The following is a 14,912-nucleotide window of genomic DNA, read 5'->3' as shown; positions in this document are numbered from 1 at the left end:
GAACGGCTATCTGAGGAGCGTCGCCTGGCGGAGTTCGACTGCCGAATTGCGCAAAGGGGCATCGGCGCCGGAGAGCGTCAGGGTGACGATCGCCGCACCCGTCTCGAAGCGCATGCCGGGCGGCACGTTGACGACGAAATACTCCTCCTCGCCGACGGCCTCCGCCTTCGTGAAGGCGACGGTGCCGGCGAGCCGGCTTCGATCCGCCTCGCTCAGGCGAGCGGTGCCGGGGCCCGCGTCCTCGGCGTTCTGCGTTTCCGCGTCGGCCTGCTGGAGATAGACGTCGACGAAAACGGTCTCGCCGGGATCGACGGCGCTCGGCGCCAGCACCAGCGACAGCCTCGTCGGCGCCCTGGGGGCGTGGATGCGGAGCCGGGCGTCGCGGCCGGCCGTCGCGATCCGGGGATCGGCGAGCGCCTCGGGCTCTGCCGCAAGCCGGTCCTCGGTCTTCGCCGCCGTCTGGGCCGCGGCGAGGGACGGCGAAAGCGCAGCGAGCCCCCCAAGAAGCGTCATCCAGGCGAACACGGTCGTCGATGGTGGACCGAAACGTCGGGGATGAAGCCGGGAAGGGAACGAACTATGCTGCATGGCGGCTTTTATAAGCATCGACGGTCGCGGCTTCGCAAGCGCAGGCGAACGTCGTCTTAAGAAAGGGTTACCACCGACTTCAATGGGTCCGATCGGGGACTCGGAGGCAGGATCACCATGAGCGAGACGCGACACCACTATGCGATCCGGCTCGAATGGACCGGCAATCGGGGTGAGGGCACGGCCCACTACCGTACCTACACACGCGACCATGTGATTACGAGCGCCGGCAAGCCGACGATCGCCGGGTCGGCCGATCCGGCCTTTCGCGGCGATCCCGCCCGCTGGAACCCGGAGGAGATGCTGCTCGCCTCGCTGTCGGCCTGCCACCAGCTCTGGTATCTGCATCTGTGCGCCGTCGCCGGCGTCGTCGTCACCGCCTATGAGGATGCCGCCGAAGGTGAGATGCTTGAAGCGAAAGACGGCGGCGGGGAGTTCGTCCGGGCCGTGCTGCGGCCGAAGGTGACGATCGCCGGAACGAGCGACCCGGAAAAGGCGATGGCGCTGCATCACGAAGCGCACGCCAAATGCTTCATCGCGCGGTCGGTCAGGTTCCCGGTGGAATGCGAGGCTCGGATCGTCCTCGGCGAGTAATCCTCATGGCATGAACCGTCTCGTTCTCGGGTCTTTCCCCCGGCGGAACTTCGCCTTCCGAGCGACGGCCGGCCGAGGCTCAGACCGCCTCCTTGGCATCCTCGCGCGGCCTGGCGTCGATCGCGCGGCCGTCGGCGAGGAGTTCGCGTTCGCGCACCCAGCCGATGCCGTGCTCGTGCTCGCGCAGGCCGCGCTCGCGCTGGATCAACGTCCATGTCGCGGGACCGCCGGTGATTTCGAAGAGGTTGTAGCGCGACGCCGGGTTCTTGCTTCCGGGGGCCTGGCTGGCGGAAGGGACTCCGACCACCGGGATCTGTTTGTCGGGTCCCTTCAGCCAGTACAGCGTATCCAGATGCGTATGGCCGTGCAGCACCAGCTCCGCCCCGACGTCGCGCATCACCTTGGAAAAGAACTGCTTGCCGATCAGCCGCTTGTGCCAGGAGGTGGAGCCGGAGATCGGCGGATGGTGGATCAGGACGACGCGGAACAGGCCGAGGGCACGGGTGGTCTCCAGGAGTTTGGCAAGCCGCAGGGCCTGGCCGCGCTTGAACGTGCCGGTGGCGAAGAAGGGCGCCGTCGCCTCCGCCGTCGAGACGCCGAGGATCGCGACGTTGTCGCGGATCCTGAGATAGGGGAACGACTTGCGGCTCGAATTCAGCGCGTCGTCGCCGGTCATGTAGGGCTGCCACTCCTTGTAGGAGCGTTTGAGTGCGCCGGGGACGTAGGCGTCGTGATTGCCCGGGACGAGGGAGACGAGTTGCGGCGTGCCGAGATCGCGCAGCCAGAGGCCCGAGGCGATCGTTTCCTTCTTGGTGGCGAGATTGACGAGGTCGCCGGTCACCGCGATATGGTCCGGGTTCTCGGCCTTGAGGTCGAGGACGAGATCGCTCAGCGTATCGCCGAACATCATGCGACGGCGATTGCGCTGCCAGTTGTACCAGCCGGTGACGCGCTTCGAAGCGAGCTCGCGGAAGGACAGTTCCGGCAACGGCCCGAGATGGATGTCGGAGAGATGGGCTAGTCGGAACATCGGATTTCCCAAAATCGAGTTCGGCCTTGCGGGGTGGCATCCCGCCGACGCCGTTCCGCGTGAAGCGGTTGTTTTTGAAACATGGAATCGGGTTGCGGATCCGCATCCTCGTCATTCATCCATTGTAGAAACGAAGAAGGAGAGTGGAACCGTGCGGGTTCAGAATTTGCTGGTCACCGCCATGCAGGGCGTCCATCTCCTGGCGCGCCCCATGACCCTCGGGGTGCGCGGCGCGGCCTTCGACGGCGAGGGCCGCATCTTCCTCGTCCGCCACACCTACCTGCCGGGCTGGTACATGCCCGGCGGCGGGGTCGATCGCGGCGAGACGGTCGAGGAGGCCCTACATCGGGAAATGGCCGAAGAGGGCAACCTGGTCGCATCCCGCCCGCCGGAACTGTTTGCCGTCTACTACAACCGGGCCGCCTCGAAGCACGACCACGTCGTCTTCTACCGCTGCGACGGCGTGGTGCAGGACGGTGAGAAGAAGCCAGACCGGGAGATCGCCGAATCGGGCTTCTTCCCGCTCGACGATCTTCCAGAAGGACTGACCGACGCCACCCGCCGGCGGCTGGACGAACTCGCCGGCGGACGGGCACCCGACCCTTACTGGTGATCGGCGCCTTCCGCCTCCGGCGCGGCCCAAAGGTCGAGGAAGCGTGCACAGCGGCGGCGGGGGTCGGAGGGCGAGACGAGGCTGCTGGCGCGGATGCCGGCGCAGCTTTCCGCCGCGCCGGACGGATCCTGACGATCCGGAGCCGTCAGGCTCGGAAGGGGACACTCTCCCTGCCATGCGGGCGGTCGAGCTGCAGCTTCGGCCCGAGCGGTACGATACCGGTCGGATTGATGGTCTTGTGGCTGGTGTAATAGTGGCCCTTGATGTGCTCGAAATTCACCGTCTCGGCGATGCCGGGCCACTGGTAGAGTTCGCGCATGTAGGCGTCGATCGCCGGATAGTCCGCGATGCGGCGCAGATTGCACTTGAAATGGCCGTGATAGACGGCGTCGAAGCGGATCAGCGTGGTGAACAGCCGCCAGTCGGCCTCGGTCGGCGCCTTCGAGCCGACGAGATAGCGCTGGCGGGATAGACGGTCCTCCAGCATGTCGAGGGTTTCGAACAGCGGATGGAAGGCCTTTTCATAGGCTTCCTGGGTCGTGGCGAAGCCGCATTTGTAGACGCCGTTGTTGACGGTGTCGTAGACGATCGCGTTGATCCGGTCGATTTCGCCGAGGTGTTCGCGGGGCGTGATGTCGATGGAATTGTCGGCGACGGCCGGGAAGGCGGTGTCGAGGATGCGGATGATCTCGGCCGACTCGTTGTTGACGATCGTTCGCTCCTGCTTGTCCCAGAGCACCGGGACCGTCACCCGGCCGGTATAGGTCGGCTCGGCTTCCAGATAGACTTCGTACAGCCGCCGTTTGCCGAGGATGCCGTCGGGAATGGCACCCGGGCGCTCGGAGAAGACCCAGCCTTCCTCGCCCATGTGATAGTCGACGACGGCGAGCGAGATCACCTCTTCGAGCTTCTTCAGCTTGCGGGCGATCAGCGTGCGGTGCGCCCAGGGGCAGGCGAGGGAGACGTAGAGGTGATAGCGCCCGGCCTCGGCGGGAAAGGCCGTCTGCCCCTTCGGCCCCGGCGAGCCGTCCGGCGTGATCCAGTTGCGAAAGCTCGTCGTCGTCCGCTCGAACTTACCACCGGTCTTGGCGGTGTCGTACCACTTGTCCTGCCATTTGCCGTCGACGAGAAGTCCCATGGCGATCGTCTCCCGAGTGTTGGGGCGGTTGGGCCGGAGGCGATCGGAAACGATCGCGCTTGCCGCAATGTCGTTCCCTTGCAACCCGGCGGCAACGAGTGGTGTTCCGAGATCGGCGCGACAGTGCGTCACCTTTGGAAGCGGAGCGACGGTGATGGCCGGTGGACCGCCGGCCGGGAAGGTGCTAACGGCGACGTCGCATAGCCACGGGGACGAGCGCGATGACCATCCGGCGACGACGAATGAAGGCGAGCGCGCACCAGCGCTGACCATCCGTCGTTGGCGACCGGGAGGATCATCCGGAGGCGTGCGGCGAGACCGCTTTCATCCCGCTTCCGGACCACCCCGCCATGTCATTTCTCGACGACGTCAGTTTCCTGCCCGAACTTGCCGCGCATCACCCGGAGATCGAGGCGATCTCCGCCGAGGCTTTTGGCCCCGGCCGCTTCGCCCGCGCGGCCGAGCGTGTGCGCGAGATGGCGCCGCACGATCCGGCGCTGTCCTTCGTCGCCGAATATGAGGGGGCGATCATCGGCTCGGTGCGGCTCACGCCCATAATGGTCGGCGGGGCGCCGAGCCTCCTGCTCGGGCCGCTGGCCGTTCGGCCGGCCTTCAAGAACCGCGGCGCCGGCAAGGCCCTGATGCGGATCGCCGCCGAGGCGGCGCGGCAGAAGGGCGAGGACTCGGTCCTTTTGGTCGGCGATCCGCCCTACTACGCGCCGCTGGGCTACCGCCCGATGCCGCCCGGCTCCGTCGTCATGCCGGGGCCCGTCGACCCGCGGCGCCTGCTCGGGCTGGAATTGCGACCGGGTGCGCTCGAGGGCTTGTGCGGCTCGGTGCGTGCCAGATGACGATCCGATGAGGTCAGGACGCTTTGATTGCAAGGCCGGGGCGCATCCGGCGACGGCGTCAGCAAGCGCGGGAGGACGGGCGTATGCCTCTACGCGGCGGGCGCGGCCACCTGCGCGGAGGCGATCCGCTTCGGGCTCCATGAGTGCAGGATGCGGGTCGTCCGTTCGGCGTCTGCCGGCGGCGCGAAATAATATCCCTGGCCATATTCGCAACCACGCTGGATCAGGCAGCGCGCCTGCAATTCGCACTCGATGCCTTCGGCGATGACCCGCAGGCCGATTTTGTCGGCGATCCCGATCAGCGCCTCGACGATCGCTTCGCCCGCTCCGCAGGCCGACAGCCGGGCGATGAAGGACTTGTCGATCTTGATGACGTCCACCGGCAGCATCAGGAGGTGGGTGAGGGATGCGTAGCCCGTACCGAAATCGTCCAGCGCAATGGTGAATCCCTGATTGTGAAGGGATTTGATGGCGCGTCCGATGCCGGAGGCGTCACCTTCCACGACGACGGTTTCAGTGATCTCGAGGGTGACGCTTTCGAGCGGAACGCCGTGAGCTTCGAAGATCGCGGCCATCTGACGGTCGATGCCGCTCTCGGAGAAATCCGCACCGGAAATGTTGATCGCGATGAACTCCGGAGCGATCCCAGCCGCGAGCCAGCTTGCCATGTCCTTCGCCGCCTGATCGGCAACTCGGCGCGCCAGCGCGACGGCAAGTCGACGATCCGACAAAGCCTCGAGAAACTCGCCCGCCGGGACGACGGTGCCGTCGACTGCGCGCATGCGCATCAGCACCTCCAGACCGCCGATCTTTCCCGAGTCGATCCGGACGACGGGTTGATAGTGGTTGAAGATCCGGCCGTCTTCGAGCGCCTCGCGGACCGAATGGATCGTCTCCATTCTCCGCATCATCGAAGTGCGCAGGCTCGGCTCGAACAGGACGAAGCTGCCACGCGCCGTCTCCTTGGCGTGGTAAAGCGCAAGATCGGCGTTCTGGCGTGAATGCGACGGAGCGTGCTCGTCCGGTCCATGCACCACGCCGCCGATGGAAACGGAGGGGAGAAGAGAGTGCCCATGGGTCTCGAAAGGCAGCGCCATGGCGTCGAGAATTTGCCCGGCGATCCGCTTCACCGCGTCATCGTCCCTGCAGTGCCCGACGATCATCGCGAATTCGTCGCCGCCGATGCGGTAAGCTGTCGCGTCCTTGTGAATAGCGGCGAGGCGACGGCTGATTTCGGCGATGAGTCCATCACCGATCGCGTGGCCGAAGGTGTCATTCACCCGTTTGAGATGGTCGGCGTCGAGTATCAGAAGACCGAAGACGGCGTCCCCTGCGATGAGGGCCGCAAAGGTTTCCTCGAAGCGCCGCCTGTTGGGAAGACCGGTCAACTGGTCGAAATGCGACAGGTCGAAATTGCGCTTCAGCATCTCGCCATAGGCGATCGATACCTTGCACAGGTGCATGCAGGTGAAGGCGACGGCGCGCTCGACCTCGGTCGCAGGCCGGCTCTGCCGGGAGTAGAATGCGAACGTCGCCGCGACCGTGCCGTCGGAGCGGACGATCGGCATCGACCAGCAAGCGCGCAGTCCGAGCGGCAGGGCCAATTCCTTATAGGGGGCCCAGAGGGGATCCGTCGCGATGTCCGTGACCTGAACGGGCGTTCCGAAATGGGCGGCCGTTCCGCAGGAGCCGACTTCCGGGCCGACGTACAAAGTGTCGATGGCATCGCAATAGGCCTCAGGCAGCGACGGGGCGGCGACCGAGCGGAGCCGGCCATCGGGCTCGATTGCGACGACCGTGCAAACCGAGTCTTTCGAGATGGCCTCGGCCTTCCGGCAGAGCATGTCGGCAATATGTTCGAATTCAACTCCGTGGGCGATCGCCTCCAATGTGCTGTTCTGCAATCCCTGGATTTCTTCTTAGAGTTGCATATCGTCGCCGATCCTCATGTAATGCATCGTCGATCTAAAGGTCGCAGGTAAATTATCGCTGAAGTCAGTGCTTCATATTTGGACCGTGAAGCTTTCGGCCCCGATATAGGCTGCTCACCGAAACACCATTTTCGAGATCGACGACTTGGGCGAGCAAAGTTCGTCGTTGCATGCGAAAGTATGATACAGGTAATGTATCGTACCGTTTGAAAATCAAACCATCCAGCCGGCCGATGCCACCCGCCCGGTCAGCGATCGCGGCGCAGGGACGGAACCGACGGACGGCCCCGCCCGCATGAACAGTGGGACATCATTGGCGGTCATGTCGTAGTGGGAGTTCCGAAGAATCGATGACGCTCGGCGGGCCGCAGCGGAGCATTCGAGCGACGGAGAGGGACACGCCGATCAGGTGTCCGTAGGACGACCGGCGGCGAACGTTGAACCCTGCGAGGCGCCGCCGCCGCGCATCCGCCGTTGCAGGCCGACGCGCCGCGTCAGCGACCCTCCCGATACCAGGTGGCCGACAGCGCCAGAAGCAGGACGGCAAGGCCGAGGAAGCCGGCAAAGAGCGGCGTGCGGTCGACGCCCTTGAGGATCGTCTCGTCCGTCGTCTTGAGGCCGATCCAGTCGCGACCGTCGCCATCGGCGCGCCCGCTGATCGGAACGATGCGCGGAATGGAGACGTCGCTGTTGCCTTCACTGCCGATCCGGCGGACGCTGCCCCGGGTTTCCTCGGCGATCGGCCGGAGCTTCTCGATGGTCGAGATGGCTTGGCGGTATTCGCGCGGATTGACGGGACCGACCGTGCCGAGCGCCCGCAGGTCACCGTTCGCAGCCTGGAAAAGCCCCATCTCGTCCGTCTCGAGAACGCCCTCCCACAGGCCGGGGCTGACGTTCCTGAGCGGCAGGGTCTCGGCCGTGCCGGAAGGGGTGATGACCGTGGCCGGGCCCGGATCGTCGCCGATCGTCTGGCGGGTGACGACGAGATCGGAGCCTCTCGCCTCGGCGTCAAGGGACTCTTCCTCGAGTTCCGGCTCCTTCATCAGCCAGTGCGCCACCCGGCGGAACAGCGCGACATGCGGTCCGCCGCCCTCGAAGCCGCGGGACCAGAGCCATTCCTGATCCGACAGGAGGAGGGCGATCCGGCCTTCGCCGACGCGGTCGAGGACGAGCAGCGGCTTGCCGCCCGGACCGTCCATCACCGTCTCGCCCTTTGGATCGGTCACGTCGATCGAGCGGAACCAGGGGCTCCAATCCGGCGGCTCGCTGTTCGAGCCGGGCAGGTTGCGGGTCACCGGATGCTTCTTTCCGAGTTCGGAGACCTGCGGATAGAAGGCCTGCTCCTCGACCTGGCCGGTGGGCTGCGCCGGCAGGACCCACTGCAGCGGCGTGCGGGCGATCGACTCGTTGCCGGCATATTCGGGGCCGGACGCGATCAGCATGGCGCCGCCGTTTTCGACGTACTGGGCGATGTAGTCGAAGTAGAGCGAGGGCAGGACGCCGCGTTCCTGATAGCGGTCGAAGATGATCAGATCGAAGTCGCTGATCTTTTCGACGAAGAGTTCGCGAGTGGGGAATGCGATCAGCGACAATTCGTCGATCGGGGTCCCGTCCTGTTTCTCGGGCGGGCGCAGGATGGTGAAGTGGACGAGATCGACGGTGGCGTCGGACTTCAGGAGATTGCGCCAGGTGCGCTCCCCCGCATGCGGCTCTCCGGAGACGAGAAGGACGCGGAGATTCTCGCGGATTCCGTCGACGACGGCGATCGCCTTGTTGTTGACGCCGGTGATCTCGCGGTCGTCGCGGGCGACGGAGAGTTCGAGGATGTTCTTGCCGGCCCGTGGCAGGCGAAAGGAGACGGTCTCGTCGGTGCCGGGCGTCGCCTGTTCGCGCGAGACGAGATCGCCGTTGAGAAACACCTGCACCGGCACCGGCGTCTGGGAGGCCCCGGCGCCCTCCTCGACCACGCGATAGGTCAGCCGCTGATCTTCGTCGACGAGGCCAAAGCGGGGGCTGTTCAGAACCTCGATCCGCCTGTCGAACTCCCCTTCGTGGCCGGTGACGAGGCCGTGGATGGGAGCATCGAAGCCGATCCTCTCGGCCGAATCGGGAATGTCGTGAATTTCGCCGTCGGTGACCATGACGGCGCCGGCGACACGGGCAGGGGCGACGTCCTTCAAGGCGTCGGAGAGCGCACCGAAGAGCGCCGTGGTGGCGCCGTCCGAAGGGCTCCCGGCGGAGTTCGCCTCGACGGTGCGAACCTCGAATTCCGGGAAGCGGGCAAGGCTCGCCTGCAGCGCCTCCTCGGCCTCGTCCGTCTGGGCGTTGCGTTCGCCGATGGACTGGCTCTGGCTGCGGTCGACCACGAGGGCGACGACGCTCTTCATCGGATCGCGCTCCTCGCGCAGCATCACCGGATTGGCGAGCGCCAGGATGAGCGCGGCGATGGCAACGACGCGCACGATGGCGCCGGGCGTGCGGGCGAGGAGGAGCACGAGAGCGAGGATCGCCGCCGGAACGGCGAGCGCCGCGAGGACGATCCAGGAGAAGAAGGGATCGAAGGCGATGGACCAGCTCATTGGCCGAGCCTTTCGAGCAGCGCCGGAACATGGACCTGGTCGGCCTTGTAGTTGCCGGTCAGGACGTACATCACGATGTTGACCCCGGCGCGGTAAGCATATTCGCGCTGGGAGGGGTCCGAGGAATCGGTCGGATAGAGGAACAGGCCGCGATCATCGACGGCCCAGGCCCCGGCAAAATCGTTCGAGGTGATCATCAGAGAGGAGACGCCGTCGCCGCCGCGCGCGGGACGGGAGTTGCCTTCGGCGTCCGGGACGAGGGATTCCACCCAGAGCGGGGAATCGGAATGGAGGCCGGGGAAGGAGCTGAGGATGTAGAACGCCTTGGTCAGAACGTGGTCCTGAGGCACCGGCTCGAGCGGCGGGATGTCGAGATCGCCGAGAATGTCGCGCAACCTCCGCTGGCCCGGCGAAACGGAATTGCCGAGCGACGACAGGGCATCGTCCGAGACGTCGAACAACACCGTGCCGCCCTGCTTCATATAGGCGTCGACTCGGCTGATTGCGGCCTCGGAGGGCATCGGCGCGTCGGCGCTGACCGGCCAGTAGAGCAGCGGGAAGAAGGAGAGTTCGTCGGTGGCGATGTCGACGGCCATCGGCTCGCCGGGCTCCAGCGCGGTCTTGGCGGCGATGTATTGCGAGAGGCCACGCAGGCCGGCCTGGGACCGGTCGTCCGAGGTCGCATCGCCGGTCTCGACATAGGCGAGATGGGTCTGCGCCGTGGCGTCGATCGCGCGCTGGACGTCGAAGCCTTCGGGCTGCGCGGCCTGTTCGGCCTGCCCCGCAGGCTGTGCCGCGGCGCCGGTCGGCCAGAGGAGTGGTCCCGTCGCGGCGAGACCGACGAGCGCGAGAACGGCGATCGAGACGGCGGTGCCGGTCGAGCGAGTGGCGAGCCGGCCCTTGAAGCGGTCGAAGCCGCCGTTCAGCCACAGCATGGCGAAGGCATCCAGAGCAAAGAGGACGAGCGCGGCGGCAAAGAGCCAGGGACGAAGATCGAGGCTGTCGTCGTAGGCGTAGGATCGCGCCTCGGTGGCCGAGCCGAGATCGAGCGCCGGCAGGGAGGCGAGCCGGGCTCCGGGATCGAGGAGATTGTGGGCGACGTAGCCGTCCTCGCTGCCGTAAAGGCCCGGCGGGTTCTGCAGGCTGACGGGCGTGGCGGCGTCGGCGGCGAGGGAGAGCGGCTGCGCCTCGGGGCCTGGGGACACCAGCCGGCCGGTACCGTCGAGAACACGGTAGGGCGGCAGGCTGTCGGCCGCGGTCTGGCCCTCCGGCGCGCCGGCATTGGCGCGCGACAGGCTGACGATCCGCCGCAGCATCGAGACGAAGGTGCCGGAGATCGGCAGGTTCGACCAGGTCGCCTCGGCGGTCACGTGGAAGAGGACGATGGTGCCCGCACCCTGGCCGCGGGCGGTGACGAGAGGCGTACCGTCGGCGAGGCTCGCCCAGGTGTGCTCGCCGAGATCGGCCGAGGGCTCCGCGAGGATCTGCCGCGAGACCGTGACGTCTTCGGGCACGGCGATGCCGGCGAACGGGCTCGTCTCGCTCATCGCCGCGAGCTTCTGCGGCTCAGACCAGGACATGGCGCCGCCGAGCTGGCGCTCGCCGGCGCGCAGGCGCACCGGCACCAGCGGATCCTCGCCCGTCGTCGCGGCGAGCCGCGGGCCGGCGAAGCGGACGAGGTAGCCGCCGTCCTCGACGAACTTCTCCAGCGCCGTGCGCGCCTCGTCGGGCAGGACGCCGATGTCGGCGAGAACGACGACCGACGGCTTGCGCTCGAGCATCTCGGGGATCGCCTCGGCGAGATTGGCGGTCGAAGGGCGGACGAGATCGGCGAAGGGTTCTAGCGCGCGGGAGATGTAATAGAGCGGCGAGAGCAGTGGCTGCGCGGCGTCCGAGGACTCGCCGGAAACGAGCGCCACGCGGCGCCGGCGGAAACTGTCGTCGAGCAGGCGCGCAGCGCCCGCCGTCTCGCCACCGTCGACCTCGATGCGGGCGATGTCGTTCCGCATCTCGACGGGGATGGCGAAACGCGCCTCGCCCGTGCCGTCCGTGCCCGAGAACTCGACGGGTGCCCGTCCGATCTCGCGGGACTGCTGGTCGCGGGCGACGAGGGTGAAGGCGCCCGCCGGCACGTCGGCAGGCCGTACCGCCGAGACGACCAGCGCCTCGGTCGAATTGTCGGCACCGGTCAGCCCGACGACGCCGTCGACCGACGGTTCGTAGACGATCGCCTGGCCGGGCGCGAGGGCGGCAAGGGCCGTGGCGGCATCGCGCGCATCGGGGGAATCGAGGCCGTCCGACAGGAAGACGAGCGTCCCCGGCCGCTGGCCTTCGAGCGCCGTCGCGATGCGTCTCGCGGCTGCGACGCGGTTGGTCGGAACGGGGCGGGGCTGTGCGGCGGCCAGACGCTCCAGCGCCGTGGCGGCCTCGACCGGGGTGGCGTCGTCGCCGGCGTCCTCCGCCGAAAACGCCATCGTCACGGGCCGGCCGGCTTCGCCCGCCTGACGGATGATTTCCTCGGCGGCGCGGCGCCGCTCGTCGAAATTGCCGCCGGAAGACCAGCCGTTGTCGACGAGGAGCGCCAGGGGGCCGGTCCCCGCGATCGTCGTCTCGCGCGGATTGAGCGTCGGCGCGGCGAGGGCGAAGATGACGAGGGCGGCGAGCAGCAGCCTCAGAAGCGTCAGCCACCACGGGCTTTTCGACGGCGTCTCCTCGCTCTTCAGGACGCGCTGCAGGATGCGCAGCGGCGGAAAGGTCTCGACCTGCGGGCGCGGCGGCGTGAGCTTCAGGAGCCACCAGATGACCGGCAGCGCCAAAAGGCCGGCGAGGACGAAGGGGGCACCGAAACTGAGCGCGAGACCGCCGATCACGAGCGCTGCCCCGCCGGCTGCGTCGTGCCGGAAAGCCGCGTGTGGAGCGCGACCAGCGCCTCGGAGGCGAGCCTGTCGGTGCGGTGGGGAACGAAGCTCCATCCGAGCCGGCGACAACGATCGGCCAGGATCTCGCGCCTTGCCTGATAAAGCTCGGTATATTCCTGCCTCAGCGTTTCGGCCCGGCCGGCCGTGAGCCGTCCGCCGCCTTCGGGATCGCGGAACTCGGTGCGGCCGGCATAGGGGAAGGTCTCCTCGGCGGGATCGGCGATCATGACGAGATGGCCCCGGATGCCGCGGCGGCCGACCTTGTCGACGAAGGCGAGAATGTCGTCGAGAGGATCGAGGCAGTCGCTGACGATGACGATTTCCGAGAAGCGTCGCAGCCGATCGTCCGGGGGGAAGCGATGGTCGGGACGATCGTTCATCAGCGCGGCCGCGAGGCGCTCGGCGGCGTTACGCGCGGCGATCGGCTCGATCACGCCGGGATAGCCGATCCGCTCGCCGGAGCGCGAGAGGATTTCGGCCAGAGCGAGGACGAGGACGAGGGCGCGCGATTCCTTCGACACCTGCGCCTGGTTCGACTGATAGCGCATGGAAGGCGAAGGATCGGCCCATAGCCAGACGGTATGGGCGGCCTCCCACTCCCGATCGCGGAGGTAGAGGTGATCGTCCCTGGCCGAGCGCCGCCAGTCGATGCGCGAAACCTGCTCGCCTTCGACGAACGGGCGGAACTGCCAGAAATTCTCGCCGATGCCGCGGCGGCGGCGGCCGTGCCAGCCGGCGATCACCGTCGAGACGATGCGCTGCGCTTCGACCAGGAGATCGGGCAGGAGGACGGCGCGCTGCCGGGCGCGGACCAGCGCCTCCGGTGCGTCGGTGAGTTCGACTGAGGAGCCGATCGGCATCAAGCCAGCTCCCGGATCAAGCGACGTCGCGCTTCAAGGAGGCAATGACGTCGCGCACGCTCATGCCTTCGGCCCGCGCGGCGAAATTCAGCGCCATCCGGTGCTGCAGGATCGGTTCGGCGAGCGCCATGACGTCGTCGATCGAGGGCGCCAGGCGGCCCTCGTAGAGCGCCCGGGCACGCACGCAGGTCATCAGCGACTGGGAGGCGCGGGGGCCGGGACCCCAGGCGATGTGGGTGTCGGCCTCCTTGTGGCCGCTGCCCGGACGGGCGGAGCGGACCAGCGAGAGGATCGCCTCCACGACGCTTTCGGGGACAGGCATGCGGCGCACCAGAGCCTGGATCTCGCGCAGCCGCTCCGACGTCAGGACCGGTTCGGCGCGGTCCTCGCCGCCGCCGGTTTCGAGCAGGATGCGCCGCTCGGAGGCGAGGTCGGGGTAGTGGACGTCGACCTGCATCAGGAAGCGGTCGAGCTGGGCCTCGGGCAGGGGATAGGTGCCTTCCTGCTCGAGCGGGTTCTGGGTCGCGAGCACGTGAAAGGGCGCCGGCAGGTCATAGCGCTCGCCGGCGACGGTGACGTGGTATTCCTGCATCGCCTGGAGGAGGGCCGACTGGGTGCGGGGCGAGGCGCGATTGATCTCGTCGGCCATCAAGAGCTGGGCGAAGACCGGGCCTTTCACATAGCGGAAGGAGCGCCGGCCCGTCTCGTCCTGATCCATCACCTCGGTGCCGATGATGTCGGACGGCATCAGATCCGGGGTGAACTGGATGCGCCGTGAATCGAGGCCCATGGCGACGCCGAGCGTGTCGACGAGCTTGGTCTTGGCGAGACCCGGCACGCCGACGAGCAGCGCGTGCCCGCCGCCGAGGATGGCGATGACCGTCTGTTCGACGACGCTTTCCTGGCCGAAGATGACCCGGCCGACGGACTCCCGCACCCGAGCGATGTCGGCAAGCGCCGTCTCGGCGAGGCGAACGATGTCGCTTTCGCTGAGGGTCGTCTCCTGTGGCGTGAGTATCGTCATGGGGGGGTGATCTCCAATACCGGAACCGAGATCCGCCGCCGGCAGCAAGTCCGTCTTCGGTGGCCGGGGTATGATCAAACGGGCTTCTCAATCAATACGACGGCAAATCCGGCTGGCAAGCGCCGGGCGTCCAACTATTTCGTGAGGGCCAAGGCGGGCGAAAGTGAGACCGGCGGAAATCCCGTTGCAGATGGAAAGCAGGCGGAATGCATGACGAATCAAGCCCCTGACGTGAGCGTGAGCCTGTCGGCCCTGATTTCCCGCGCCGAACGCGCGGGCAAGGGGGCCCCCCCGGTCGAGCGATGGAACCCCGACTTTTGCGGCGACGTCGACATGGTGATCAGAGCCGACGGAACCTGGCTCTATCAAGGCACGCCGATTCGGCGCGAGGCGCTGAAGCGGCTGTTCTCCTCGGTGCTGCGCAAGGACGAGGATGGCCGGACCTATCTCGTCACGCCGGTCGAAAAGCTCGGCATCACCGTCGAGGACGCGCCGTTTCTCGCGGTGGAGATGAGCCGCGAGGAACGGGCGGGCGAGAGCGTGCTGACGTTTCGAACCGACGTCGGCGACGTGGTCGAAGCCGGAAAAGACCACCCGATCCGCTTCGGCGAAGAAGCCGAGGCCTTTCGACCCTATCTGCTGGTTCGCGGACGCCTGGAAGCCGCCTTGAGCCGGGCGCTCGCCATCGACCTCGCCGATCTGGTCGAAGAGGACGAGGGGGGGATGTTCGTCAGATCCGGTGGGGCGCGCTTCAGCCTGCCGACGGGGGTGTCGTGACGGCGGGAG

General features: G+C 67.2%; 12 protein-coding genes. 4 read left to right on the top strand and 8 right to left on the bottom strand.

Features of this window, described 5'->3' with window-relative positions; all coding sequences use genetic code 11:
- Positions 1 to 6: 6 nt before the first annotated feature.
- On the bottom strand, positions 7 to 513 hold the full coding sequence (locus LZD57_RS03445) for a hypothetical protein (RefSeq protein ID WP_233717722.1): 507 nt from the start codon (positions 511 to 513) through the stop codon (positions 7 to 9).
- A 192-nt stretch (positions 514 to 705) separates the two neighbouring features.
- On the opposite strand from LZD57_RS03445, the gene LZD57_RS03440 reads away from it, so the two are divergent.
- The gene (locus LZD57_RS03440; RefSeq protein WP_233717721.1) at positions 706 to 1,182 is read left to right on the top strand and encodes an OsmC family protein; all 477 of its coding nucleotides are present in this window, start codon (positions 706 to 708) and stop codon (positions 1,180 to 1,182) included.
- A gap of 79 nt (positions 1,183 to 1,261) precedes the next feature.
- Here LZD57_RS03440 and LZD57_RS03435 read toward each other — a convergent pair whose 3' ends face one another.
- The gene (locus LZD57_RS03435; protein ID WP_233717720.1) at positions 1,262 to 2,212 is read right to left on the bottom strand and encodes a metallophosphoesterase family protein; all 951 of its coding nucleotides are present in this window, start codon (positions 2,210 to 2,212) and stop codon (positions 1,262 to 1,264) included.
- A 181-nt stretch (positions 2,213 to 2,393) separates the two neighbouring features.
- Here LZD57_RS03435 and LZD57_RS03430 point away from each other — a divergent pair, with 181 nt between their 5' ends.
- The gene (locus LZD57_RS03430; protein WP_233717906.1) at positions 2,394 to 2,825 is read left to right on the top strand and encodes an NUDIX domain-containing protein; all 432 of its coding nucleotides are present in this window, start codon (positions 2,394 to 2,396) and stop codon (positions 2,823 to 2,825) included.
- Positions 2,826 to 2,970: 145 nt separating this feature from the next.
- Here LZD57_RS03430 and LZD57_RS03425 read toward each other — a convergent pair whose 3' ends face one another.
- Positions 2,971 to 3,963 (bottom strand): glutathione S-transferase family protein, encoded by a 993-nt coding sequence (locus tag LZD57_RS03425; RefSeq protein WP_233717719.1) that lies wholly within the window; start codon positions 3,961 to 3,963, stop codon positions 2,971 to 2,973.
- Between the two features lie 350 nt (positions 3,964 to 4,313).
- On the opposite strand from LZD57_RS03425, the gene LZD57_RS03420 reads away from it, so the two are divergent.
- The gene (locus LZD57_RS03420) at positions 4,314 to 4,814 is read left to right on the top strand and encodes a GNAT family N-acetyltransferase (protein ID WP_233717718.1); all 501 of its coding nucleotides are present in this window, start codon (positions 4,314 to 4,316) and stop codon (positions 4,812 to 4,814) included.
- An 89-nt stretch (positions 4,815 to 4,903) separates the two neighbouring features.
- Here the strand turns inward: LZD57_RS03420 and LZD57_RS03415 are convergent, their stop codons facing one another.
- From LZD57_RS03415 to LZD57_RS03395, 5 genes are all read right to left on the bottom strand, one after another.
- On the bottom strand, positions 4,904 to 6,718 hold the full coding sequence (locus LZD57_RS03415) for a bifunctional diguanylate cyclase/phosphodiesterase (protein ID WP_233717717.1): 1,815 nt from the start codon (positions 6,716 to 6,718) through the stop codon (positions 4,904 to 4,906).
- A gap of 521 nt (positions 6,719 to 7,239) precedes the next feature.
- Positions 7,240 to 9,324 (bottom strand): hypothetical protein, encoded by a 2,085-nt coding sequence (locus tag LZD57_RS03410; protein ID WP_233717716.1) that lies wholly within the window; start codon positions 9,322 to 9,324, stop codon positions 7,240 to 7,242.
- Positions 9,321 to 12,191, bottom strand: a complete 2,871-nt coding sequence (locus tag LZD57_RS03405; RefSeq protein ID WP_233717905.1) for a DUF4159 domain-containing protein — start codon at positions 12,189 to 12,191, stop codon at positions 9,321 to 9,323. Before LZD57_RS03405 ends, LZD57_RS03410 begins: the two co-directional genes overlap by 4 nt.
- A complete protein-coding gene (locus LZD57_RS03400; protein WP_233717715.1) occupies positions 12,191 to 13,102 on the bottom strand; it encodes a DUF58 domain-containing protein in 912 nt (303 codons plus the stop codon). Before LZD57_RS03400 ends, LZD57_RS03405 begins: the two co-directional genes overlap by 1 nt.
- A 16-nt stretch (positions 13,103 to 13,118) precedes the next feature.
- Positions 13,119 to 14,126, bottom strand: coding sequence for an AAA family ATPase (locus LZD57_RS03395; protein ID WP_233717714.1), 1,008 nt, complete (start codon positions 14,124 to 14,126; stop codon positions 13,119 to 13,121).
- A 210-nt stretch (positions 14,127 to 14,336) separates the two neighbouring features.
- Between LZD57_RS03395 and LZD57_RS03390 the strand changes: the two genes are divergently transcribed.
- Positions 14,337 to 14,903, top strand: a complete 567-nt coding sequence (locus LZD57_RS03390; RefSeq protein ID WP_233717713.1) for a DUF1285 domain-containing protein — start codon at positions 14,337 to 14,339, stop codon at positions 14,901 to 14,903.
- The last annotated feature ends 9 nt before the right edge of the window (positions 14,904 to 14,912 follow it).

It is taken from the genome of Jiella avicenniae, from assembly GCF_021390325.1.
GTDB lineage: Bacteria > Pseudomonadota > Alphaproteobacteria > Rhizobiales > Rhizobiaceae > Jiella > Jiella avicenniae.
This window is presented reverse-complemented; position numbering and strand designations above follow the sequence as displayed.

Bases quoted from the DNA above. Each gene is read 5' to 3' on its own strand.
- LZD57_RS03440 (WP_233717721.1), top strand. From the start codon at position 706: ATGAGCGAGACGCGACACCACTATGCGATCCGGCTCGAATGGACCGGC.
- LZD57_RS03410 (WP_233717716.1), bottom strand. From the start codon at position 9,324: ATGAGCTGGTCCATCGCCTTCGATCCCTTCTTCTCCTGGATCGTCCTC.
- LZD57_RS03395 (WP_233717714.1), bottom strand. From the start codon at position 14,126: ATGACGATACTCACGCCACAGGAGACGACCCTCAGCGAAAGCGACATC.
- LZD57_RS03430 (WP_233717906.1), top strand. From the start codon at position 2,394: ATGCAGGGCGTCCATCTCCTGGCGCGCCCCATGACCCTCGGGGTGCGC.
- LZD57_RS03445 (WP_233717722.1), bottom strand. From the start codon at position 513: ATGACGCTTCTTGGGGGGCTCGCTGCGCTTTCGCCGTCCCTCGCCGCG.
- LZD57_RS03425 (WP_233717719.1), bottom strand. From the start codon at position 3,963: ATGGGACTTCTCGTCGACGGCAAATGGCAGGACAAGTGGTACGACACC.
- LZD57_RS03400 (WP_233717715.1), bottom strand. From the start codon at position 13,102: ATGCCGATCGGCTCCTCAGTCGAACTCACCGACGCACCGGAGGCGCTG.
- LZD57_RS03390 (WP_233717713.1), top strand. From the start codon at position 14,337: ATGACGAATCAAGCCCCTGACGTGAGCGTGAGCCTGTCGGCCCTGATT.
- LZD57_RS03420 (WP_233717718.1), top strand. From the start codon at position 4,314: ATGTCATTTCTCGACGACGTCAGTTTCCTGCCCGAACTTGCCGCGCAT.
- LZD57_RS03435 (WP_233717720.1), bottom strand. From the start codon at position 2,212: ATGTTCCGACTAGCCCATCTCTCCGACATCCATCTCGGGCCGTTGCCG.